Source organism: Tautonia sociabilis (assembly GCF_003977685.1).
Lineage (GTDB): Bacteria > Planctomycetota > Planctomycetia > Isosphaerales > Isosphaeraceae > Tautonia > Tautonia sociabilis.
In genome coordinates this window covers 87,156-109,323 of record NZ_RYZH01000004.1, presented here as the reverse complement: position 1 = coordinate 109,323, position 22,168 = coordinate 87,156, and the positions used below count along the sequence as shown (strand labels likewise).

Below are 22,168 nucleotides of genomic sequence, written 5' to 3'. Positions count from 1 at the left end.
GCCTGTGGTAGGCTGGACTCCATCCTCCTCCCGACCGACCGGCCGGATCGGCCCGATTCCCCGAGCCACCGACATGAAGCACTGCCTGCTGGTCGTCGACGACGAACCGGACGTCTGCGACTCGGTCCACGACCTGCTCCGCCGCGAGTTCCGCGTCCTGAAGGCCCACGGCGCCGAGGAAGGGCTGCGGCTGCTCCGCGAGGAGGAGGTCCACATCATCATGACCGACCAGCGGATGCCCCGCATCACGGGCGTCGAGCTGCTCACCCGAGCCCAAGACCGCATGCCCCAGGCGATCCGGATGCTCTACACCGGCTTCGCCGACCTGGAATCAATCATCGCGGCGATCAACCAGGGCCACATCTACCAGTTTCTCCGCAAGCCCTGGCAGCCGGAGGAGTTGCTTGAGGCCGTCCGCTCCGCCGCCGCCGAGTACGACCGCCTCGTCGCCATCGAGGCCGAGCGCCTTCGACTCCAGCGGGAGCTGCAGGCCCTGAACGCTCGGGTCACCTGCCTGGAGGGTCAGGTGCGTCGGCTCGGCGGGACGCCCCCCGCCTCCTCCCCGGCCTCGGCCGCCGATCCCCCGACGTCCGAGGAAGCCGGGACCGACTGATCCGATTCCGACGCGATTGGAGTCGACACGCCACGGCCCGGTCCCTCTGGCGGGCCTCTCCCCCCGATCTCCGCCCGACGCCCCCCATGGACCGCCGCCACACCCTGCTCATCGTCGACGACGAGCCGAGCCTGCTGGAGAGCCTCTCCGGCCTGCTCCGCCGCCGCTTCGAGGTGCTCACCGCCACCAGCGGCGAGCAGGCGCTGGCGATCCTGGAGCGGGGAGCCGACGTCGACGTGATCCTCTCCGACCAGCGCATGCCGGGCATGACCGGCGACTCCTTCCTCGCCCGAGCCCGGGCCATCGCCCCAGATGCCATCCGCATCCTCTTCACCGGCTACGCCGAGATCGGCGCGGTGATCAACGCCGTCAACCGGGGGGAGATCTTCCGGTTCCTCCTGAAGCCCTGGGACCCCGAGGAACTCGAGGCGGTCCTCGACGCCGCCGTGGCCCAGCACGACCTGATCGCCGACCGCCGCCGCCTGGTCGAGGAACTCCGCGCCGCCAACGATCGCCTCACCCAGGCCAACCGGGAGCTAAGCGACCTCAACGAGCTGAAAGGGGCCTTCCTCGAGGTCGCCAGCCACGAGTTCAACACGCCGATCACGCTGGTCCACGGCATGAGCGAGCTGATCCGGCTGATGAACCCCGACCGCGACCCGGTCGAGGCCGAGCTGCTGGAGAAGCTCTCCGAGGGGGCCCGGCGCCTGGCCCGCCTGGTGGCCGACACGCTAAAACTGATGTCCGCCTCCGGCTTCCGGCTCTCCCTCCGCCTGGCTCCGGTCGACCTGCCGGCGCTGCTGGCCCAGGTGGCCGACCAGGTTTCCCCCTTCGTCCTGGCCCGCTCCCAGCGGCTGCAATGCCGGATCGACCCCGAGCTGGGGCGCTTCGAGCTCGACCCGGACAAGGTCCGGGACACCCTGGTGAACCTGCTGACCAACGCCATCAAGTTCACCCCCGACGGCGGCCTGATCGAGCTGGTCGCCGAGCCCGGCCCCGAGGCAGGCGCGGTGATCCGGGTCATCGATCACGGCGTCGGCATCGAGCCCCGCGCCCTGGCCCGCCTCTTCGAGCCGTTCTTCACCGAGTTCGATCCGACCTACCATTCCTCCGGCGACTTCGGGTTCCAGAAGCGCGGGCTGGGGCTGGGGCTGAGCCTGGTCAAGAAATTCGTCGAGCTGCACGGCGGCCGAGTGGCGGCGCACAGCATCCCCGGCCGAGGGACCACCCTGGTCGTCACACTCCCCCGCCGCCCCCCGACCGGATCCGGCCCCCCGCTGTCCGATCGCCCCCCGACGGGGTAAAATATCCGCGACGGAATCGACCCGCCGGCGCGGCCCGATCCCCCGACCAGGAGCCCGGCCCTCTCCGTCTCGCCCCCGCGGGGACCGCTTGATGCCGACCGCCCTGATCGTCGAAGACGAGCCCGACGCCAACAGCCTGCTGTCGATGCTGGTCCGGATGCGAGGCTACCACACCGAGTCGGCCCTCGGCGGGATCGAGGCGCTCGACCGCCTCGGCTCCGGCCGCCCCGACGTCGTGCTGCTGGACCTCATGCTGCCGGACCTCAGCGGCTTCGAGGTCTGTCAGGCCATCAAGGCCGCCAGGGAGACGACCCTCATCCCCGTCATCGTCGTCTCCGCCGCCCGGGTCGAGGAGAACGAGGCCCGCTCCTACGCCGCCGGCGCCAACGACTTCGTCCCCAAGCCCTACACCCCCGACCAGGTCTTCCGCGCCCTGGCCGCCGCCGACGCCTGGCGCCAGGACGTCGGCCGACGCCCCGCCGAGGGCCGCTTCGCCTTCGACCTCCGCGACCCGCTGGAGCCCCTCCGCGAACTCTCCCGGCTCCGCAGCCTGCTCCGAGCCTGGACCCCCCTGGGAGACGAGGCCCTCTGCGGCATCACCTCCGCCCTGCGCGACCTCTGGTCCTCCGCCTCCTCCTGGGGACGACAGCACGAGGCCGAGCCCGGCCCCATCGCCACCGTCTCCTACCGCCTGGAGCGCAGCCGCGTCGTCGTCTCCGTCGAGGACCGCTCCGGCTGGCTCTCCCAGGACCCCATCCCCCCCTGCTCCGGCCTCGACCGCTTCGAGCCCCGCCACGACGGCGGCCGCCTCGAACTGATCTGCCACCACTCCTCCCCCCTGCCCGACGACTCGGACACCGACGACGCCCACTAACCCCTCCCGGGCGGGCGGCCGGGGTCCAGGTGCTCGGGGTCCGTCCGCGGAACCCGTCCGATCGTCGGCACCGACTCGGGTGGAAGACCCCCCGAGGCCCCCTCCCGAGGGGGGTTCGGGTGACCTCCAGGGCCGTTGCTCGGCGGCCGGGTTCGCTGAGCCTGCTCGATCTCGACCGCCTCCCGCCGATTCGCCCCCGAGATCGAGATCCTTGCCCCGACCCCGACGATCGGCCCCGACGAGACGCTCCCTCCCCGGTATAATGCGACGCCCGACCCAACCGATCGGGACCGCGGCCGGGCCGACCGGATCGAGGCGAGCCGAGTCGAACCGACCGAGCGCAGGGGGACGCCCGTCGATGCGAGAGCCGATGGCCCCGGGCCATGACCGCCCGTTCCGCTCCAATTCCCGGCTGGTCGGTTTGTACCACTCCCTGCTCCGCCAGCAACTCGACCACTTCTTCCCCGACGCCCGGCTCCACCTCGAGGGGGATCGCAGCCCGATCCACTTCGAAGGCCGGATCGACCGCCCCAATTACACCATCCAGGGGGACCCGGACGGCATCGACCTGATCATCGACTGGTTCGGCTCCCGCTACAGCTTCCAGCCCGTCAGCCCGGTCCCGCTGCTGGCCTCCGAGCGCAAGCTCGTCGAAACCATCGCCCGCGTCCTAGACCTCCGCTTCCGCACCCTCATCGGCGCCGATGCCATCGACCGCACCGAGCTGTTCGACTACGCCCTCGAAGACGTCATCGTCACCGAGTTCCTCGACCCCCCCTCCCCCATGCGCCTCCCGGTGGCGATGGAGGCCATGCGGATGGCCGCCCTCTCCACCTACGAGGACCGCCGCGTCTCCTCCGGCGCCCTGCTGCTGGGCACCGAGCACGACCCCGCCTTCCCCGACCGCACCAACCCGCCCGACGCCCCCCGCTACAACGTCCGCCTCACCTCGATCAAGATCATCCACCGCCTCTGCGACGGCCTCCGCACCGTCTTCGTCGTCGACCATCGCGGCGACCTGGCCTGGGCCGTCGACATCGGCCGCTGGACCGAGCGCGTCCAGGGGCACGCCCCCCTGTCCGCCCCCTGCCCCCGGCGCTACGAGCACCACGCCCGGGCCACCCGCACCGGCGACCACGTCGGCCTGGTGCTCACCCCCTCTCAGGAAATCAAGGTCTTCGCCGGCGGCACCCTCTCCTTCGCCTTCAGCAACGCCCGATGGCGCCTGATGGACGTCCCCAGCAAGTTCGACGCCTGGTGCCGGGCCGTCGGCGACGCCGCCCCCCCCGGCCTCGCCTCCCGGCTCTTCCAGGCGGCGATGAACCTCTCCGAGGACCGCGTCGGCGCCCTGATCGTCCTGCTCCGGGACCCCGAGGAGTCCCTCCCCCAGCTCGTCGCCCCCGGCGATCGCATCGAGGACCACCTCGCCCCGGATCCCGACGTCCCCAGCGAAACCGACCACCTCCCCCCCCGCATGGCCAAGCGCGCCCTGCACCACCTGATCTTCAGCCGGAGGATCGCCGACCTCGACGCCTCCGTCCTGGAGGCCCTGGCCGGCGTCGACGGCGCCGTCGTGGTCGACCGCCGAGGCAACCTCCTGGCCTTCGGCGCCATCCTCCGCATCACCCCCGAGGCGATCCTCGCCGCCCGGGCCTCCGAGGGGGCCCGCACCGTCGCCGCGCTGGCCGCCAGCTACCACGGCCCCGTCCTGAAGGTCAGCCAGGACGGCGTCCTCTCCATGTACCTCGGCGGCCGACGGGTCTGGGAGCTCTGAGCCCGATCGTCGCGTCGAGGGGCCGCCGCTCCCCCTCGGGACGACTCTCCCCCCCCCCTCGACTCCGACCCGCCGGGCTTGAACGCGGACGGCCCGTCCGTTACGACGGGAATGGCCCTCCCCTCGGAGACTCCCGCCGTGACCCGACCCGGACGACTCGACGGCCGCTCCTGCCTGATCGTCGGCGGCACCGGCGGCATCGGCCTGGCCACGGCCTCCCGGTTCCTCGCCGAGGGGGCCCGAGTCGTCGTCTCCGGCCGATCGAGCCAGGAGGCCGACGCCGCCCTCGCCCTCCTGGCCCCGATCGGCCCAAGCTGGGCCGAGGCCGCCGACGCGAGCGACGAGGACGCGGTCGCCTCCCTGTTCGATCGCGCCGCCTCCCGGCTCGGCGGCCGGCTCGACATCCTTGTCCACGTGGCCGGCATCAGCGGCCGGCGGTTCGGCGACGGCCCGCTCCACGAGTGCTCGGCCGAGGGCTGGGACGCCGTTCTGAGCGTCAACGCCCGGGGCGTCTTCCTCACCAACCGCGCCGCGGTGCGTCGGATGCTCGCCCAGGAGCCCGACGACCGGGGGATCCGGGGCGCGGTCGTCAACCTGGGCTCCGTCTCCGGCTGGTCCTGGTCGCCGACCTACTTCGGCACCTATGCCTACGCCGCGAGCAAGGCCGCCGTGCTCGCCATGACCCAGCAGGCCGCCGCCCGATACGCCCCCGACCGCATCCGGTTCAACGCCGTGGCCCCGGCCCTGATCCAGACGCCCATGTCCGCCCGGGCCTGCACCGACCCCGACATCCTCGCCTATCTCGCCACCAAGCAGCCCCTCTCCTCCTCCCCCGGCACCCCCGACGACGTGGCCGAGGCCATCCTCTTCCTCGCCGAGCCCTCCTCCCGCTTCGTCACCGGCGTCATCCTGCCGGTCGACGGCGGCTGGTGCGTCTCCGAGGGCCAACACCCGAGCCATCACGATTGAACCGATGAGCGAACCCTTCCGCGACCGAAACCGCGACCGCGACCAAGACCCCCTCGCCCAGTACCTCGCCGCCTCCCGGTCGGCACTCGACGCGATCGAGGCCACGCAGCTCGACGCTATCCGGGCCGCCTCCCGGCGGTTCGCCGACGCGATCCTCGCCGACCGCCTCGTCCACGTCTTCGGCACCGGACACTCCCGGATGGCCGTCGAGGAGATGTTCCCCCGCTACGGTTCGTTCCCGGGCTTCCACCCGATCGTCGAGCTGTCGATGACCTTCCACAACCCCGTCGTCGGCGCCAACGGCCAGCGCCAGGCGATGTTCCTGGAGAACGTCCAGGGGTTCGGCCCGGTTCTCTGGCGGAACTTCGTCACCGACCCGAGGGACTGCCTGCTCGCCATCTCCACCAGCGGCTGCAACGCCGTGACCATCGACGTGGCGATCGAGGCCCGGCGCCTGGGCATGTCGGTCGTCGCCCTGACCTCGGTGGCGCACAGCGCGGCGTCGACCTCCCGGCACGAATCGGGCAAGAAGCTGCTCGACGTCGCCGACCTCGTCCTCGATCAGCACGCCCCGGCCGGCGACTCCGCCGTCTGGATCGACGGCCTGGAAACACCCGTCGCGCCCATCTCCTCGGTCAGCGGCTGCGCGATCATCAACCTCCTGAAGGCCGAGGTCGCCCGCCTGCTCACCGAGGCCGGCCGCCCCCCCAAGGTGCTCACCGCCTCCTGCCACCTCGGCGCCGACCGCGCCCGGGCCCTCTTCGAGGAAACCTACGACGACTACCGGAGACGGGTCGGCGTGCTCTACCGCTGAGCGACACCCTCCGCCGACCCGTCCCGACCGGCCCGCTCAGAATTCCCCGGCCTTGACGACTTCCCCCCCCTTCGGAGTGAACAGCGCCCGGAGCACGGCCGGTTTGATCGACTCCGAGAGGAACCGGACCGCCCCGTCGCAGAACCGCACGTGCACGCCTCCCCGGTGGAGGGAGCCAAGCGGCAGCGGCGGGTCGTCCGGCTCGACCGGGAAGGGCAAGCCGCCGGGCCGGGTCCAGGGGGCGTGCTCGTCCGACTCGAACACGGCGATCGTGTTCGAGGTCCCATCCCGGATCTCGACCATCCGGATCCCCTCCGGTCCCGGGAACGAGGCCCCGGGCCCCTCGGCGATCCGGTAGCCGGTCTGGCCGGGCTCGGCCCCCGAGTCGCTCGGGCAGCGGTAGACGTCCGGCATCTCGGCGATCAGCGCCGCGTTGTGCGGGCTGTCCCAGGGCTCGTCCCGGTGGAAGCGGTTGGAGAGGTCATCCAACCCCAGCAAGGGCAGCACGGCCACCCGCCAGCTCAGCACGGGCTCGCCCCCGGCCCCCAAGACCGCCGCCGGGAACCGGCCGTGGCGGTCGTGATGCTCGAGCATCGCCAGGCCGATCCGCTTCAGGTTGTTCGAGCACTCGGCCCTCCTGGCCGCCTCTCGGGCCGACTGCACCGCCGCCATCCCGACGGCGATCGCCGCCGGGGCCGTCCGGATCCGGATTGAGTCAAGGCCGAGGCACATCACGATGCGTCTTTTTCTCGATCGGCAGGGACGAGCCCGCATCCGAGGCCAGCGGGACGATCCCGGAAGGGTCCTCGGCCGATGGGGGCCGGCGTTCCTCGACAGGGTGCCTGGGGTCGAGTCCACCCCAGCTCGATCGGCCCTGAGACGGGAAGCGGCCCGACCTCAGTCGTTCCGCCGACGGCCTTTGTCCTCGGTTCTCGCCCGTTTCCGCCCCCATCGCCCCCCGAGCCTACGCCCCCTCCCCTGACTCGTCAACGAACGAACCGAACGGAGCCAACGCCCCGGCCCCCGGCGGAACGGCCGTGCGGAGGGCGGGCGGTTCGGGTAAGATCGGGGCGACGGCGGGCCCCGGGCGGCCCGGTCGGCGGCGGGGACGCAATCGGGCCCCCGCCGCGCGGAGACCGGACCCGGCCCGGCTCCCGGACCGAACCGAATCGAGACCCACGGGCCCCGATGGGCATCGCCGAATTCCTCGTCGTCGCCGGCCTGCTGCTGGCCAACGCCTTCTTCGTCGCCGCCGAGTTCGCCCTGGTCAAGGTCCGCACCAGCCAGATCGACGAGCTGGCCGGCCGGGGCAACTGGGCGGCCAAGATCACCGGCAAGCTGCTCGACCACCTCGACGCCTACCTCTCCGCCTCCCAGTTCGGCATCACCCTGGCCAGCCTCGGCCTGGGCTTCGTCATCGAGCGCTCGGTCGAGCCCGGCATCGAGGCCGCCCTGCACGCCTTCGGCCTGCCGGAGACGGCCCTGCAAATCAACGGCCGGATGGTCCCCGTCATCCCGGCCTTCGCCTTCCTGTTCGTCACCTTCCTGCACATCTCGCTCGGCGAGCTCGTGCCCAAGAGCCTGGCCATCCGCGCCGCCAAGCCCGTGGCCTTGGTCACGGCGCCGCCGATGATGGCCTTCTACTACCTGTTCTTCCCGGTCATCTGGCTGCTCAACGCCTTCAGCGACCTGATCCTCCGGCTCGTCGGCCTCGGCGCCCTGGACCACGCCGCCGTGGCCCACACCGAGGAGGAGCTGCGGCACATCCTCGCCGAGAGCGTTCAGGGCGGCCATCTCTCGCGATCCGAGCGGACGATGATCGAGAACGTCCTGGAGCTGGAGGAGAAGACCGCCCGGCGGGTCATGGTTCCCCGGCCCGATATCGTCTACCTCAGCCTCTCCCGCCCGGTGGACGAGAACCTCCGCATCGCCCGGCGCGCCGGCCACACCCGCTTCCCGCTCTGCGAGGACGACCTGACCAGCGTGATCGGCATGCTCCACGTCAAGGATCTCTTCCGCTCCTCCGGCTCCGACGACGGCCGGCCCGACCTCCGCCAGATCGCCCGGTCGGTCCCCTTCGTTCCCGAGTCGATCCGGCTGGACGCCCTGCTGCGGGAATTCCAGCGCAACCGGATCCACCTGGCCATGCTGCTCGACGAATATGGTGACGTCGTGGGTATGGTCACGCTCGAGAACGTGCTGGAGGAACTCGTCGGGCCGATTCAAGACGAGTTCGACCGCGAGCCCCCCCAGGTCATCCCCCAGGGGGACGGCGCCTTCGAGGTCGACGCGAGCTGCCCGGTCGACGTGCTCGCCGAGGAAACCGGCGTGCAGGTGCCCGAGGGGATCGACTCCGACACGACCGCCGGCCTGATCGTCGAGCGGCTCGGCCGCCTGGCCGAACCGGGGGACCAGGTCACCGTCGGCCGCCACCGCCTGGTCGTCCTTCAGGCCGATCCCAACCGGATCCGACGCGTCCGGGTCGAGCCCACGTCCCCCGCCCCCGCCAAGCACGGGGCCCCCCCCTCCTCCTCCTCGCCCGAGGCCGACCGCCCTCTGGGCCCCTCCTGATCGATCGCTTCCCCGTCCCCGAGGCCCCCGCGCGACGCACCGCATGGAACCCCAGCCGCCGACCCCATCGCCGTCGCCGACCCCCTCCCCCTCGGCCGGCCGGGCCTGCCCGCCCCCCGAGTCGACCAGGGCCTCCGTCGAGCTGTTCCTGATCAGCTTCGTCGCCCTCTTCCTGGAGCTGGCCTGCATCCGATGGTTCGGCGCCACGGTCGCCTTCCTCACCTTCTTCACCAACCTCGTGCTCATGGCCTGCTTCCTCGGCCTCTCGGTCGGCCTGCTGGCCGCCTCGAGCCCGAGGGATTATTCCCGGCTCACCTTGCCGATGCTGCTCGTCGGCGCGGCGGCCGCCCTCGTGCTGCTTGACGCCCAACGGAGCGGCGGCGCCATCCTCGTCGAGGTCGGCGGCCGGGGGTCGCCGCAGCAGGTGTACTTCGGCACCGAGTACCTCGTGCGCGACCCGTTCGCCTGGACCGTGCCGATCGAGGCGATGGCCGGGTTCTTCTTCGTGCTCATCGCCTCGGCCTTCGTGGGCGTCGGCCAGGTGATGGGCCGCCGGTTTAACGCCATCCCCGACCGCATCCGCGCCTACTCCGCCGACGTCGCCGGCTCGGTCGCCGGGATCGCCGCCTTCGGCCTCGCCTCCTGGCACGAGACGACCCCGCTGCTCTGGTTCGCCGTCGCCGCCGGCCTGTTCGCCACCCTGATCCGCCGCCGATCGGCCGTCCAGATCGCCTGCCTGGTGGGCCTGGTCTACGTCGCCGCCCTCTCCGCCTTCGCGCCGCCGCTGTCCTCCTCCCGGACGCTCTGGTCCCCGTACTACAAGGTCGAATATCAGCCCAAGGCCCGGTTGATCGAGACGAACAACATCGGCCACCAGCAGATGGTCGACGTGGAGAAGACCGGCAAGGCGTATTTCCTCCCCCACCTGATGCGCTCCGCCGCCGGAGAGCCGCCGTTCGAGGACGTCCTGGTCATCGGCGCCGGCTCGGGCAACGACGTCGCCGCCGCCCTGCTCGCCGGGGCGAACCACGTCGACGCCGTCGAAATCGACCCCGCCCTCCAGCGCCTCGGCCGCCTGAATCACCCCAACCGCCCCTACGACGACCCCCGCGTCACCGTCCACCTGACCGACGGCCGCGGCTTCCTCCGCACCACCGAGAAGCAATACGATCTGATCATTTACGCCCTCGTTGATTCCCTCGTCCTGCACTCCGGCTACTCCTCCCTCCGCCTGGAGAGCTTCCTCTTCACCGAGGGGGCCGTCCGGGACATCCGGGCCCGCCTGAAGCCCGGAGGCGTCTTCGCCGCCTACAACTACTACCGCCAGGGCTGGGTCGTCGGCCGGATCGACCGCATGATCGACGACGCCTTCGGCGCCCCCCCGGTCGTCCTCTCCCTGCCGCCGAAGGATCGGATCGTCCCCGAGGAGTCGCAGGGCAACCACATCACCTTCCTCATGGCCGGCAACGGCCCGAGCCCGGTGATCGACACCGCCCGCTCCCGGTTCGCCGACGGCCAGGTGCTCGTCCCGGTCCACGACCCCGAAACCGACTCCTGGACCGCCTCCTTCTCCCTCCGGGCCGACGCCCCCCCCGACGCCCTCCGACCCACCGAGGTCGTCACCGAGGGAATCCGCCACCTTCCCACCGACTCCTGGCCCTTCCTCTACCTGCGGGACCGCGCCATCCCCGCCCTGAACCTCCGCGGCATGGCCATCGTCGCCTTCCTCTCGATCAGCCTGCTGCTGAGCTTCGCCCCCGCCAAACGCCTCCGACCCGACGGCCAGATGTTCTTCCTCGGCGCCGGCTTCATGCTGCTGGAAACCAAGGGAGTGGTCCACATGGCCCTGCTCTTCGGCTCGACCTGGGCCGTGAACTCGATCGTCTTCGGCGCCATCCTGCTGATGATCCTCGCCGCCAACCAGTTCGTCCTGCTCGTCCGGCCGACCCGCCAGCTGCCCTACTACGCGGGCCTGATCGCCGCGCTGCTGCTGAACGTGCTGATCCCCCTGGAAACCTATCTCGCCCTGCCCGGGGCGACCCGAGTGATCGTCTCCTGCACTGTCGTCTTCCTGCCGGTGCTGTTCGCCGGCATCATCTTCGCAATGGCCTTCCGCGACCGAGAGCGCCCGGATCTCGCCCTCGGCGCGAACATCGCCGGCGTGGTCGTGGGCGGCCTGAGCGAGAACCTCTCGCTCGCCCTCGGCTTCACGAACCTGATCTGGGTGGCCGTCGCCTTCTACCTGCTGTCGCTCGCCCCCCGCCTGCTCCCCGGCCGGGCGGCCCCCTCCCCGAGCTGACCCCTGCGATCGACGCCCCGAACCCGGAGCCTCCGATGTCCTCCTACTACAAGCCCGAGGACCTCCCCCGATTCCCCGAGGTCGGCCAGGGCGCCCCCGCCCTCTGGGAGAAGTTCAACCAGTGGTACGGCGCCGTGTTTCAGGACGGCGCCCTCTCCTCCCGGGAGAAGGCCCTCATCGCGCTGGCCGTCGCCCACTCCGAGCAGTGCCCCTACTGCATCGACTCCTCCACCCGGAGCTGCCTCGAACTCGGCGCCGACCTCGCCCAGATGACCGAGGCCATCCAGGTCGCCGCCGCCCTCCGAGCCGGCATCACCCTCGTCCACGGCGTGCAAATGAAGGACGTGCACGACTCGATCTCGATGTGATCCCCCTCGCCCGGAATCCGGCCCAAAGCCCGATCGGAGCCGAGCAGGGGCATCGGGAGCGTGCGCTCCCCTCCGATCCGCTCCTCTCCGCGACCCGTCTCATCCCTTCTCCTTATCGAGCCCCTCCCATGCCCCGCTCCCTCCGCGCTCAGGGCCACCCCCTGGCCACCCTCGACCAGCAGCTCCGCGTCCTGCTCCCCTCCGGCCGCTTCCCCCCCTTCGAGCAGTCGCTCTCCTCCCACGGCCTCTCCCCCCTGACCGCCACCGGCATCGACGTCTTGCAGTTGAACCTCGGCAAGCTGTGCAACCAGACGTGCAAGCACTGCCACGTCGACGCCGGCCCCGACCGCACCGAGGTCATGACCCGGGAGACGATGGAGCAGTGCCTCCGCGCCCTCGAAGCGACCGAGATCCCCCGGGTCGACCTCACCGGCGGCGCCCCCGAGCTCAACCCCCACTTCCGATGGCTCGTCGAGCGCGTCCGCGCCCTCGGCCGCCACGTGATCGACCGCTGCAACCTGACGATCCTGCGGGTCCCCCGCTTCCGAGACCTCCCCGCCTTCCTCGCCGAGCACCGCGTCGAGGTCGTCGCCTCCCTTCCCTCCTTCCTCCCCCGCAACACCGACGCCCAGCGCGGCGACGGCGTCTTCGACGACTCCCTCGCCGCCCTCCGCCTCCTGAACGACCTGGGCTACGGCAAGGAGGGCTCCGGGCTGGAGCTCCACCTCGTCTACAACCCCGTCGGCGCCTTCCCTCCCCCGAGGCAAGCCAGCATCGAGGCCGACTTCCGCCGAGAGCTCAAGGCTCGATATGATCTGGTCTTCAATCGCCTCTACGTCATCACCAACATGCCCATCAACCGCTTCCTTGAGTTCCTCCTCCGCTCCGGCCAGTACGAACCGTACATGAACCGCCTCGTCTCCTCGTTCAACCCCGCCGCCGCGGAGGCCGTCATGTGCCGCACCACCCTCTCCGTCGGCTGGGACGGCCTCCTCTACGACTGCGACTTCAACCAGCAGCTCGAGCTCCCCACCGCCCCCGGCGTCCCCTCCCACATCGCCGACTTCGACCCGGCCTCCCTCTCCCGACGCCCCATCACCACCGGCCTCCACTGCTACGGCTGCACCGCCGGCGCCGGCTCCGGCTGCGGCGGCCAGGTCGTCCGCTGACCCCCCTCCTCCCCCTCTCCGGCAGGGTGGCGTGTCTGGTTCTCGATGAGTCGACCCGCCGCGATCGTCCGGCAGGGTGGCCGGCGTTCGGGAGCCTCGGGTTCCGGCTGCGGACCCCGAGTCCTCGACGGGCCCGCCCCGGGTGGAAGCCACCCCAGGGCACCCACCGGAGGGGAGCGCCGCCGAACCGACGGTTGCGGAGGACCTCAGCCTCCCCGCCGCAGGGTGTCGGCGGGTCGAACCAACCGATCAACCTCGGCGGATCTCGGGCCGGGGAGGCGAGGGGCGGGGCGCTCCCCGTTCCGGAAGGCGTCCGACTCGGGGGGCGACCCGACTCCGACCCCGACCGCCCCGGCGGATCGAGACCGTTGCAATCACAGCTCCGCCAGGATCGCCTCGAACGCCTCCCGGCTCGGTCGCAGCGACTCGTCGTCCAGCAGGGCGAGCGGGCGGTCGACCAGGTCCTGCTCCGTCACGAAGTCGGGCCGATCCGAGTCGAGGTAGAGCAGCCCGGTGACGAACTCGTCCGCCTCTCGGCTCTCCAGCAACAGCCGGAGGGCCGAGGCCCGGTCGGTCACGTCGTGCTCGGCATGGCTCAGGGCGCGGAGGGTGATCCAGGAGCCGTCGTGCATCCGCACTCGGGTCGCCTCCCCTTCAACCTGTTCCACCTCGATCGGCTCGAAGTGCGGGACGAAGCCCAACTCCTGGAGCGGTTCCTCGTGCGCCTTGGCCCAGTCCCAGCCCTTGTGGCTTTCGGGAAAGTCATTGAAGGTCACGCATGGGCTGATAATGTCCAGGAACGCCATCCCCCGGTGCGCCAGCGCCGCCCGGAGCAGGGTTCCGAGCTGTTTCCGGTCCCCCGCGAACGACCGGGCCACGAACGAGGCCCCGGCGGCGATCGCCTCCAGGCACAGATCCAGCGGCGCCGTGGTGTTCCGCTCGCCGGACGCTCGGCGCAGGGGGGCCCCCAGGTCGGCGGTGGCCGAGAACTGCCCCTTGGTCAGGCCGTAGCAGCCGTTGTCCTCCACCAGGTAGACCATCGGCAGGTTCCGCCGGCAAGCGTGCTTGAACTGGCCGAGGCCGATGTTCGCCGTGTCGCCGTCTCCGCTGATGCCGACGACCGTCAGCCTCGCGTTGGCCAGCGCCGCCCCGGTCGCCACCGACGGCATCCGGCCGTGCAGCGCGTTGAACCCGTGGCTGTAGTTCAAAAAGTACGCCGGTGTCTTGCTTGAGCAGCCGATGCCGCTCAGCTTCACCGTGGAATAGGGATTGATCCCCAGAGACTTGCACGCATCGATCAAAGCGCTGGTGATGCTGTTGTGCCCGCACCCCTTGCACAGGGTCGATGGCGACCCCTGAAAGGCCAAGAGCGGCAGCTCGAACGTGCGGTCGCCGGCGTGCACCGGCACGGTCGCCTCGGCCCGAGACATGGCTCGTCCTCCGGTCTGATCCGGCTGATCTGGTGCGAAGCGAGACGCGAAGAGAAGAGAAGAGAAGAGAAGAGAAAAGAAAAGAAGAGAAATGAAGAGAAGCGACGCGACGTGACGCGACGTGACGCGACGCGATCCCCGTCACTCCGTCGAGACGACCGGCCCCTCCCCGTTCCCGCGGGGATCGGGGGGAGACGGCTGCGCCGAGGGGATGTGGTGCTCCTGGAAGTTCCGCTCCCAGTCCAGCACCGGGCCCACGATGTCCCCCGCGGCGATCGGGATGCCGTTGTAGTGGGTGATGGAGAACAGCCGGTCGTCGAGGCTGCCCTCGAGCGTCGCCCGCAGCAGCATACAGAGCTGTCCGTCCCGATTCTGCTCGATGACGTAGACGCGATCGCACTTCGAGACGAACTCGGCCACCGAGTCGGCGGCCGGCAGGGCCCGGATCCGGCAGTACGACACCGGCACTCCCGCCGCTCGCAGCAGGTCCCTCGCCTCGATGGCCGCCGGGTCGGTCGAGCCATACGCGATCAGCCCGACCTTCGCCCCCGGCTCGATCGCGATCACCGGCCGGGGGAGTTCGGCCCGGGCCGTCTCCAGCTTCCTGGTCAGGCGGTCGAGGTTCCGCCGCCAGTCTTCGGGGCGTTCGCTGTAGCCGGAGCTCTCGTTGTGCCCGGTCCCCCGGGTGAAGTAGGCGGCGGCCGGGTGTTCGGTTCCGGGCAGGGTACGGTAGCAGACGCCGTCGCCGTCCACGTCGCGGTACCGGCCGAAGCCTCCCCGGCGCTGGAGGTCGACCGCGTCGAGCACCTTGCCTCGCTGCAGGGGGCGGGTGGGGTACGGGAACGGCTCGGAGAGCCAGAGGTTCATCCCCAGGTCGAGGTCGGTCGCCACGAAGACCGGGGTCTGGAAGCGCTGGGCCAGGTCGATCGCCTCGCCGGTCAGCTCGAAGCACTCCTTCACCGATCCTGGGATCAGGACCGGGTGTCGGCAATCGCCGTGGCCGAGCAGGTGGAGCTTGAGGATGTCCCCTTGGCTGGTTCGGGTGGGCAGGCCGGTGCTGGGGCCCATGCGCTGCACGTCGATGATCGTCACCGGGATCTCGGCGAAGTAGGCCAGGCCCACGAACTCGGTCATCAGCGAGATGCCCGGCCCCGAGGTCGCCGTGATCGCCCTCGCCCCCGCCCAGCCGGCCCCCACCGCCATGCCGATCGCGGCCAGCTCGTCCTCCGCCTGGACCACCGCGAAGGTCTTCCTCCCATCGCCGTTCTCCCGGGTGCGCTTGAAGTATTCCTCGGCCGCCTCGGCCAGGCTGCTCGAGGGGGTGATCGGGTACCAGGTCATCACGCTCGCCCCGCCGAAGACCGCCCCCAGGGCCGACGCCCGGTTGCCGTCGACGAGGATCTGGCCCAAGGTCGCGTCCATCCGCTCCACCCGGCAGGCGAACGGCTCGCTCCCCAGGTGCTCGGCGGCCCACCCGAACCCGGCCTGGGCCGCCCGGATGTTCACTTCTCCCGCCTTCGCCTTCCTTCCGGGGAACTCCCGCCGGATGCCGTGTTCCACCGCCTCCAGCTCGATCCCGGTCACGTAGGCCACCACGCCCACGTAAACCATGTTGATCACCTTGCGCAGCGTCTCCCGGTAGCTCTTCGTCCCGTCGTTCGGGTACGCCTCCTCGACCAGTTTCTGGAACGGCACGGCGATCATCCGCACGTCGTCGCGCAGGCCGCTCACGTCCTCCTTGAAGTCGTCCCGGTAGATCACCACGGCCCCCGGCGCCACCCGCCGGATGTCGTCCGCGGCGGTCTGCTCGTTCATGCAGACCAGGATGGACACATCCTGCCGATGGGCCACATATCCCCGGGCGCTGGCCCTCAGGTGGAACCAGGTCGGCAGGCCCTCGATGTTCGAGGGGAAGATATTCTTACCGCTGCACGGGATGCCCATGTGATTGAGCGCCCGCAGCAGCACCAGGTTCGACGACTGGCTGCCCGATCCATTCACCGTCCCGACCCGGATGGCCAGATCGTTGACGGATCGGGACGCGGTCGATCCCTCCCGGCGTGCGGAGGGGGCCGGCGGGGCGGTCGTGACGGAAGCCATGGGAGCTGCCTCGATCGGTCGTCGGGCGCGATCGACGGCCACAGATCCACCAGGGGACGCCCGCCTCCGGCTCGGGCCGACCTCCCCATGACACGACGTGTCGCTTCTGAGAGCGAGCGGGACGGCCGCTCACGCCCGACCCTGACCCCAGTCGACCACAACCCGGGGGGTCCCGCAAGAACGTTCTGTGCCCGGTCGCCGGGGTCCGGCTCCCGCCGATCCGAGGAGGGAAGCCCGAGGTCGAGTCCCGCTCCCGGTCGGGACCCATTCCGACTGGCTCGGCACGCCCCCAACGCCCGGATCGAACCGCTCGTAGCCGGAGCCGAAGCGTCGGCCTCGGCGGGAGGCCGGGGTTCGGGGGCCTCGGGGTCCGGCCGCGGATCCCGAGCCCTCGTCGGCCCCGACCCGCTGGGAAGACAAACCGGGGCTCCCAAGACCAGGCAGCGCCGCCGAACCGGCGGTCCCAGCCGCTCCGGAGGTCGCTCCGGGGCCCGGGCCCCTTTTGGATCAGCGCAGGGTCAGCAGGAAGTCGAGGACCGCACCGACCTCCTCCCGGTCAAGCACCTGGCCGACCGGCGGCATCCGAGAGGTCGGCACGCGGACGAGCACCTCACCGTCATCGCCCAGCGGCTCCAGCTCGTCCTGGTCGAATTCCAGCAGCTCGGGCCCGCCCCGGTCGTCGGCCGCCAGCAGCCGGACCTTGCCCTCGGGCGCCGGCAGCTTCCGGCCCTGCACGAGCACCCCGCCGGCCGAGGCCATCCACGTCTCGTACCCCTCGACGATGTGCGCGCTCGGCTCCCGCAGCGCCGCCTCCAGGTCGGCCCGGGAGTACAGCCCGGCCTTTTCCAGCGTCGGGGCCATCAGATTGTGCCCGGCGATATCGGTCCTCAGGCTGTGGCAGGAGGAGCAGTTCCCCTTGCCCAGAAACAGGGCGCGGCCCCGCTCGATCGACGCCAGCTCCAGCCGTCTCGTCGCGGCCGACGAGCCCCGATCCCTCTCGAACGGCAGGGCCAGCACCGCCGCCGGCCGCAGCCGACCGCCGAGGGTCGAGAGGTAGCTCACCAGGTTGATCAGATCCGCCTTCGAGAGCGCATCGGCCACGTTCGGCGGCATCACGCCCTCGACCCCCTCGGCTCGGTAGGCGTCGGGCTTCAGGATCGAGGTCAGCAGGTACTCCTCGGCGCTCTGCCCCGGCACCCTCGAGCCAGCCACCTCGCCGATCCGGTGCAGCGACGGCGCCCGACGAGAGCCCCCTTGCTCCTTGACGCTGTGGCAACTGGCACAGTAGCGATTGAAGATCTCTTGACCGTGCGCCACGTCGATCCGAGTCTTCGTCGGCGGGAAGAACACCGACGATCCCCCCACGGCAATGCCGGCGACCAGCACCACCGCCGCCAAGATCGAGACCAGCGCCCCCCGCATCACTCCGCCCCCCCCTCGCCGAAGGTGACCCGGTAGACCTTCTTCTCGTCGTAGCCGGCCAGCACATACATCGCCTGCTCCTCGGGGGCGATCACCAGGTCGAGCGGGAACTTCACCGAGAAGACGTCCTCCACCCGCTCCAGCTCGTACCGTCCCTCCTCATCCGAAGGCCGCACCCGGAGCCGCTTCACCGAATCTCCGAACAGCTCAGCCACATAGAAACAATTGTCGTACCCTTCGGGAAGGCTTCCGGGCTCGGCGAAGACCAGGCCTTCCAGCACCGCGCCGTCGCCGGGCATGTACAGCGGTTCGACCACGCCGTCGATCTCCGGCCCTCCCACCACCTGGGTGTAGGGGAACCCCAGATGGTCTCCCTGCCGGACGTGGAAGACCACGTCTCCGCGGTTCCGCTCGTCGGCGTCGTTGTCCGTGCAGAACAGCTCGCCGCCGGGTCCCAGGGCCATCGCATACGGGTTCCGGGCGCCTCGGGCGAAGACCTCCAGCTCCGTGCCGTCTGGCCGACAGCGCAGGATCGTCCCCTCGTACTCCTCGATCACCGGAGAGTGGTCCTCGGCGGCCCCCACCGAGACGTACATCCACCCCTGCTGATCGAAGACCAGGGCCGAGGTCTGGTGCACCCCGAAGGCCCCCGGCAGCCCGTCAAGCACGTCGATGTACAGGTCGTAGCGCCCGTCGCCGTCCACGTCCGTCAGCCGGGTCACGGCGCCGGTCGCCTCGTAGGACATCCTCCCCTGGACGGCCCGGGTCGCCTCTCCGGTGCGGGCGATGAACAGATCGCCGTCGTGGAAGGCCATCCCGTGCGGCCGGACCAGGTCCCGGGCCACTCTCGTCTCGACCACCGGGCCCTCGGGGTCCTTCCGGTCCAGCCGGGAGACGATCCCCATCCAGTTGATATCCCCCGACACTCCTCCCACGTACAGCCGGCCTTCGGCATCCCGGGCCATGCAGATCGGCGTCAGGTCCAGCTCCGCGAACAGCTCCACGCTCGGCCCCTTCCCTGGCGACTCGGCCGCTCCCCGGCCCGGCGATCCCCGGCCCAGCAGCGCCTTGACCGAGGCCGAAACCGCGTCCTTGGCCATGTTCAGCGTGCAGAAGCCGATCACCCCCAGGCAGAGCAGATACCCCAGCGCCCGGCCGAGCGTCCCTCCCGCCCCGCCGAGCACCGCCAGCGCCGCCAGCAGCCCGCTGAGGCCCCCCGCCACCGTCTCGAACCGCTTCACCGCCAACAGATTGACCACGCTGTTCCGCCCCGGGCCGGCAACCGACGCGATCACCACTCCCAACACCAGCACCACCAACGCCCCGGCGATCGTCCACCACCGCTCCCGCTTCCCCAGCAGGAACGCCGACGCGATGCAGAGAAACGCGAACCCGATCGAGAAAGCAAGCAAATAGTTTGCATATGAAGACGTGTCGCCGCTTTGGAGGCTCGCGAGCATCAGGGGGCTCCTGGCCGGAGGGGGGGCGAATCGCTCGGGAGGGGCTGGCGGTGAGGAACGGGACGGGGGGCACACCTCGCCTCCCGAAGGCTCGGCGCCGACGGGCGGCCCAGGGTAGGCTAGCACTCCGTCGAATGTCGAGTCAAGCGAACGAGCATCCCCCGGCCCCCGCCGGCGCCCCGAGTCCACCCTCGTGTTGACCGGCGGAAACGCCGAGGGCGGCCCGGGAGCGGGCCCAAGGCCGCCGAACACCGTGCCCGAGACCTCCCTCCCCTTCCACCGCTCCCTGTACCTGACCGGGCCGACCGCCTCGGGCAAGACCGCCGTCGGCGTGGCGCTGGCCATCCGCCTCGGGGCCGAGGTCGTCGCGCTCGACTCGATGACCCTCTACCGAGGCATGGATATCGGCACCGCCAAGCCCTCCGAGTCCGAGCGCCGGGGCGTGCCCCACCACCTGATCGACGTGCTCGACCCCTGGGAATCCGCCAGCGTGGCCTGGTACCGCGCGATGGCCGCCGCCGCGGTCGCCGCCATCGAGGAGCGAGGCCGCATCCCCCTGTTCGTCGGCGGCACGCCGATGTACCTGAAGGCCCTCCTCCGAGGCCTCTTCCCGGGCCCCTCCGCCGACCCCTCCCTCCGCCTCGAGCTGGAAGACGAGGCCAACCGCCTCGGCGATGCCGCCCTGCACGCCCGCCTCGCCGCCGCCGACCCCGCCACCGCCTCCCGACTCCACCCGAACGACCGCCGCCGGATCATCCGAGCCCTGGAAGTCCTCGCCTGCTCCGGCCGTCCCCTGAGCGATTGGCAGCGAGAGCACGACCGCCCCGCCCCTCCCCACGTTCCCGTGCTCGCCCTCGACCGCCCCAGGGACGAGCTTCGCCGCCGCATCGACGCCCGGGTCGAATCCATGTTCAACTCGGGACTGATCGACGAGGCCCGACGCCTCGCCGACGCTCCCCGGCCGCTCCACCCCGTCCCCTCCCAGGCCGCCGGCTACCGAGAGGCCCTCGACCTCCTCGCCGGCCGCATCCCCACCGAGGCCCAGGCCATCGCCCTCGTCCAGGCCCGGACCCGGCAGCTCGCCAAGCGTCAGGCCACCTGGTTCCGGGGCCTCTCCGAGGTCGCTCCCGTCCCCCTCTCTGGCGACGAGCCCCCCGAGGCCACCGCCGATCGCCTCCTGCCCCTCATCGCCGCCATCCGCTCCCGACCGCCCGGCCCCTAGGGCCGCCCCCCGACCCGATCAGGGCACCAGCTCGTCGAGCAGGTGCTCCAGGTGCCTCCGGATCGCCTCGGCCGTCTCCCGGTAGGTGGTCAGGTCGGAGCCGACCGGGTCGTCGATGTCGAATCCCTCCGGGTCGAGCAGCCGGGCTCGGCCGGCCGCCTCGGGAGCGTGGTGCAGCAGGGCGTCGAGGTGCCCTCGGGTCATCACCACGATCCGGTCGGCGGCCCGCACGATCTCCGGCGTCAGCCGCCGGCTGGAGTGCGACGAGAGCGAGCCTCCCAGTGCCGCCACCACCTCCACCGCGTGCTCCGCCGCCGGCGCCCCCGGCATCGCCGAGAGCCCGGCCGAGAGCACCAGCCATCCCCTGGCCTCCAGCTCTCCCGGCCCGCAGCCGAGCCGATCGGCCAGCATCGCCTTGAACAGCGCCTCGGCCATCGGGCTTCGGCAGGTGTTCCCCGTGCAGACGAACAGGATGATCGTCCCGCACAGCCTCCGGAGCGTCCGCTCGTCGTACGAGCCCGGACGGACGACCCGGGGGGAGTCGCCGTCGAAGGTGGCGACCGTCGGCCCCTTCGGATCGTAGGGCGGGCCGTCGTCGACGAGCAGGGCCGGGGCCCCGGGCCCCATCAGGCGGCGAGCCGAGTCCAGCGGCGAGCCGTCCGGCGCCGTCGGCTCGGCTAGCACGATCGGCCCGCTGACCAGCCGGGTCAGGTGCTCCACGAACGGGTGGTCGGGGCAGCACAGGCCGATCGCCCCCGATCGTCCTCTCACGGCCGACCGCACCTCCTCCGGCAGCCGGCCCGCCAGGCCGGCCTCCACCCCCTCCGACATCAAGAGCACCAGCGGCCCCGGCCACACCCGGGACGCCAGCCTCCTCGCCCCCGACGACGCGGCCGTCGCCCAGTCGGGCAGGGCGCCGGCCGACCGCAGGCAGATCCAAGGGCCCGACGCCCCCGTCGGGTCGGCCGGCGTCAGCGACGCCCGCAAGGCCGACGCCACCCGGGCCGCCGCCTCCGGCACCAGGGCCGAGGCCGCCAGGGCGTAGCCGGCCCCCGTCGGCAGCCCCACCACCCCCCCGCCGGCCAGGCAGGCCACGGCGCGGTGGACCACGTCCCTCGGGTCGTCGGCCGTCGACAGGTCGACCTGCTCGGGCGTCGCGTTCGGGTCGCTCATCGTTCGGCGAGATCCCGTCGTGCGGCGCCCGGCGCCGTCCGGCCGCCCTCGGCCGGGACGAGGGCGCGTCCTCTCGCCTTCCGAGCTTACGGCCGGACGCCAAGCTCGGTCAATCTCGGGTCCCCAACCATGCGATTTCCGTCATGTCGACAGACGTCTTCCCATCGACCCGAGGGCCGGGCCGCCCGCAAGGCCCCCGCCGCCGTCAGAACAGCAGGAACAGCCCGCTGACCTCGTGGATCCGGGCGTAGATGGACCGCACCTGCTCGGCCGACTGCACCGTGATGTCCAGCGTCACCGAGACGTGCCGGCCCCCCTTCGTGTACCGGGCCGAGTGGTCCACCTCCCCCGGGCCGGCCAGCTCCTCCCGCACCGCGGCGACGACCCGGCCCTCGAAATCCCCCTCGGCCGAGCCAATGGCCCGGATCTGATACGACCCCGGAAACGGGTGGACGGACTCGAGCAGCTCGACGGACGGGATGTTCCTGGAATCCATGGCGCAACCTTGATCAGTTCCGATGAGAGGGGAGGGGTCCCCGGCGATCCCCCTCTCATTCTACACCGGACCACCGCCGCCGACACAGGCGAGACGCCCCCTCACCGGCT

18 protein-coding genes are annotated in these 22,168 nt (G+C 71.2%); 11 read left to right on the top strand and 7 right to left on the bottom strand.

The annotated features are described in order from the left end of the window. Positions 1-73: 73 nt before the first annotated feature. From TsocGM_RS03395 to TsocGM_RS03370, 6 genes are all read left to right on the top strand, one after another. Positions 74-613, top strand: coding sequence for a response regulator (locus tag TsocGM_RS03395; RefSeq protein ID WP_126723908.1), 540 nt, complete (start codon positions 74-76; stop codon positions 611-613). 86 nt (positions 614-699) lie between these two features. Continuing rightward, positions 700-1,917: a hybrid sensor histidine kinase/response regulator gene (locus TsocGM_RS03390; RefSeq protein ID WP_126723907.1), complete on the top strand. Its 1,218-nt coding sequence runs from the start codon at positions 700-702 to the stop codon at positions 1,915-1,917. A gap of 91 nt (positions 1,918-2,008) precedes the next feature. After that, on the top strand, positions 2,009-2,791 hold the full coding sequence (locus tag TsocGM_RS03385; RefSeq protein ID WP_126723906.1) for a response regulator: 783 nt from the start codon (positions 2,009-2,011) through the stop codon (positions 2,789-2,791). Positions 2,792-3,149: 358 nt separating this feature from the next. Beyond that, a complete protein-coding gene (locus TsocGM_RS03380; RefSeq protein WP_126723905.1) occupies positions 3,150-4,565 on the top strand; it encodes a diadenylate cyclase in 1,416 nt (471 codons plus the stop codon). A 138-nt stretch (positions 4,566-4,703) separates the two neighbouring features. Continuing rightward, the gene (locus TsocGM_RS03375) at positions 4,704-5,534 is read left to right on the top strand and encodes an SDR family NAD(P)-dependent oxidoreductase (protein WP_233578233.1); all 831 of its coding nucleotides are present in this window, start codon (positions 4,704-4,706) and stop codon (positions 5,532-5,534) included. A gap of 4 nt (positions 5,535-5,538) precedes the next feature. Beyond that, positions 5,539-6,348, top strand: a complete 810-nt coding sequence (locus TsocGM_RS03370; protein ID WP_126723903.1) for a sugar isomerase domain-containing protein — start codon at positions 5,539-5,541, stop codon at positions 6,346-6,348. Positions 6,349-6,384: 36 nt separating this feature from the next. Here the strand turns inward: TsocGM_RS03370 and TsocGM_RS03365 are convergent, their stop codons facing one another. Next, positions 6,385-7,080: a DUF1559 domain-containing protein gene (locus tag TsocGM_RS03365; RefSeq protein WP_158633355.1), complete on the bottom strand. Its 696-nt coding sequence runs from the start codon at positions 7,078-7,080 to the stop codon at positions 6,385-6,387. Positions 7,081-7,536: 456 nt separating this feature from the next. Between TsocGM_RS03365 and TsocGM_RS03360 the strand changes: the two genes are divergently transcribed. The 4 genes from TsocGM_RS03360 (at position 7,537) to arsS (ending at position 12,755) form a co-directional block, all read left to right on the top strand. After that, the gene (locus TsocGM_RS03360; RefSeq protein WP_126723901.1) at positions 7,537-8,919 is read left to right on the top strand and encodes a hemolysin family protein; all 1,383 of its coding nucleotides are present in this window, start codon (positions 7,537-7,539) and stop codon (positions 8,917-8,919) included. Between the two features lie 43 nt (positions 8,920-8,962). Beyond that, entirely contained in the window at positions 8,963-11,218 is a 2,256-nt protein-coding gene (locus TsocGM_RS25735; RefSeq protein WP_158633354.1) for a spermidine synthase, read from the top strand. 35 nt (positions 11,219-11,253) lie between these two features. Continuing rightward, positions 11,254-11,586, top strand: coding sequence for an arsenosugar biosynthesis-associated peroxidase-like protein (locus TsocGM_RS03350; protein WP_126723900.1), 333 nt, complete (start codon positions 11,254-11,256; stop codon positions 11,584-11,586). 128 nt (positions 11,587-11,714) lie between these two features. Beyond that, a complete protein-coding gene (gene arsS / locus TsocGM_RS03345; protein WP_126723899.1) occupies positions 11,715-12,755 on the top strand; it encodes an arsenosugar biosynthesis radical SAM (seleno)protein ArsS in 1,041 nt (346 codons plus the stop codon). Between the two features lie 374 nt (positions 12,756-13,129). Here arsS and TsocGM_RS03340 read toward each other — a convergent pair whose 3' ends face one another. The 4 genes from TsocGM_RS03340 to TsocGM_RS03325 all read right to left on the bottom strand — a co-directional run bounded on the left by TsocGM_RS03340 (position 13,130) and on the right by TsocGM_RS03325 (position 19,167). Next, complete coding sequence (locus TsocGM_RS03340) at positions 13,130-14,185, bottom strand: 2-oxoacid:ferredoxin oxidoreductase subunit beta (RefSeq protein WP_126723898.1); 1,056 nt, start codon at positions 14,183-14,185, stop codon at positions 13,130-13,132. Positions 14,186-14,326: 141 nt separating this feature from the next. Further along, on the bottom strand, positions 14,327-16,285 hold the full coding sequence (locus TsocGM_RS03335; RefSeq protein ID WP_126723897.1) for a 2-oxoacid:acceptor oxidoreductase subunit alpha: 1,959 nt from the start codon (positions 16,283-16,285) through the stop codon (positions 14,327-14,329). Positions 16,286-16,792: 507 nt separating this feature from the next. Beyond that, on the bottom strand, positions 16,793-17,707 hold the full coding sequence (locus tag TsocGM_RS03330) for a c-type cytochrome (protein ID WP_126723896.1): 915 nt from the start codon (positions 17,705-17,707) through the stop codon (positions 16,793-16,795). Further along, entirely contained in the window at positions 17,707-19,167 is a 1,461-nt protein-coding gene (locus tag TsocGM_RS03325) for a PQQ-dependent sugar dehydrogenase (RefSeq protein WP_126723895.1), read from the bottom strand. The genes TsocGM_RS03330 and TsocGM_RS03325 overlap by 1 nt, the downstream gene beginning before the upstream one ends. A 193-nt stretch (positions 19,168-19,360) precedes the next feature. Between TsocGM_RS03325 and miaA the strand changes: the two genes are divergently transcribed. Next, positions 19,361-20,389 (top strand): tRNA (adenosine(37)-N6)-dimethylallyltransferase MiaA, encoded by a 1,029-nt coding sequence (miaA, locus tag TsocGM_RS03320; protein WP_233578231.1) that lies wholly within the window; start codon positions 19,361-19,363, stop codon positions 20,387-20,389. A gap of 18 nt (positions 20,390-20,407) precedes the next feature. Here the strand turns inward: miaA and TsocGM_RS03315 are convergent, their stop codons facing one another. Both TsocGM_RS03315 and TsocGM_RS03310 read right to left on the bottom strand, forming a co-directional pair. Then, positions 20,408-21,562 carry an arsenate reductase/protein-tyrosine-phosphatase family protein gene (locus tag TsocGM_RS03315; protein ID WP_126723894.1) on the bottom strand — a complete coding sequence of 385 codons (1,155 nt, stop codon included), beginning with the start codon at positions 21,560-21,562 and terminating at the stop codon, positions 20,408-20,410. Between the two features lie 205 nt (positions 21,563-21,767). Beyond that, positions 21,768-22,058 (bottom strand): YbeD family protein, encoded by a 291-nt coding sequence (locus TsocGM_RS03310; RefSeq protein WP_126723893.1) that lies wholly within the window; start codon positions 22,056-22,058, stop codon positions 21,768-21,770. Positions 22,059-22,168: the final 110 nt, after the last annotated feature.

Excerpts from the sequence above, each read along its gene's own strand:
- arsS (WP_126723899.1), top strand. The coding sequence starts at position 11,715 with ATGCCCCGCTCCCTCCGCGCTCAGGGCCACCCCCTGGCCACCCTCGAC.
- TsocGM_RS03315 (WP_126723894.1), bottom strand. The coding sequence starts at position 21,562 with ATGAGCGACCCGAACGCGACGCCCGAGCAGGTCGACCTGTCGACGGCC.
- TsocGM_RS03330 (WP_126723896.1), bottom strand. The coding sequence starts at position 17,707 with ATGCGGGGGGCGCTGGTCTCGATCTTGGCGGCGGTGGTGCTGGTCGCC.
- TsocGM_RS03395 (WP_126723908.1), top strand. The coding sequence starts at position 74 with ATGAAGCACTGCCTGCTGGTCGTCGACGACGAACCGGACGTCTGCGAC.
- TsocGM_RS03370 (WP_126723903.1), top strand. The coding sequence starts at position 5,539 with ATGAGCGAACCCTTCCGCGACCGAAACCGCGACCGCGACCAAGACCCC.
- TsocGM_RS03365 (WP_158633355.1), bottom strand. The coding sequence starts at position 7,080 with ATGTGCCTCGGCCTTGACTCAATCCGGATCCGGACGGCCCCGGCGGCG.
- TsocGM_RS25735 (WP_158633354.1), top strand. The coding sequence starts at position 8,963 with ATGGAACCCCAGCCGCCGACCCCATCGCCGTCGCCGACCCCCTCCCCC.
- TsocGM_RS03350 (WP_126723900.1), top strand. The coding sequence starts at position 11,254 with ATGTCCTCCTACTACAAGCCCGAGGACCTCCCCCGATTCCCCGAGGTC.
- TsocGM_RS03390 (WP_126723907.1), top strand. The coding sequence starts at position 700 with ATGGACCGCCGCCACACCCTGCTCATCGTCGACGACGAGCCGAGCCTG.
- TsocGM_RS03385 (WP_126723906.1), top strand. The coding sequence starts at position 2,009 with ATGCCGACCGCCCTGATCGTCGAAGACGAGCCCGACGCCAACAGCCTG.
- TsocGM_RS03360 (WP_126723901.1), top strand. The coding sequence starts at position 7,537 with ATGGGCATCGCCGAATTCCTCGTCGTCGCCGGCCTGCTGCTGGCCAAC.
- TsocGM_RS03310 (WP_126723893.1), bottom strand. The coding sequence starts at position 22,058 with ATGGATTCCAGGAACATCCCGTCCGTCGAGCTGCTCGAGTCCGTCCAC.
- TsocGM_RS03325 (WP_126723895.1), bottom strand. The coding sequence starts at position 19,167 with ATGCTCGCGAGCCTCCAAAGCGGCGACACGTCTTCATATGCAAACTAT.
- TsocGM_RS03380 (WP_126723905.1), top strand. The coding sequence starts at position 3,150 with ATGCGAGAGCCGATGGCCCCGGGCCATGACCGCCCGTTCCGCTCCAAT.
- TsocGM_RS03340 (WP_126723898.1), bottom strand. The coding sequence starts at position 14,185 with ATGTCTCGGGCCGAGGCGACCGTGCCGGTGCACGCCGGCGACCGCACG.
- TsocGM_RS03335 (WP_126723897.1), bottom strand. The coding sequence starts at position 16,285 with ATGGCTTCCGTCACGACCGCCCCGCCGGCCCCCTCCGCACGCCGGGAG.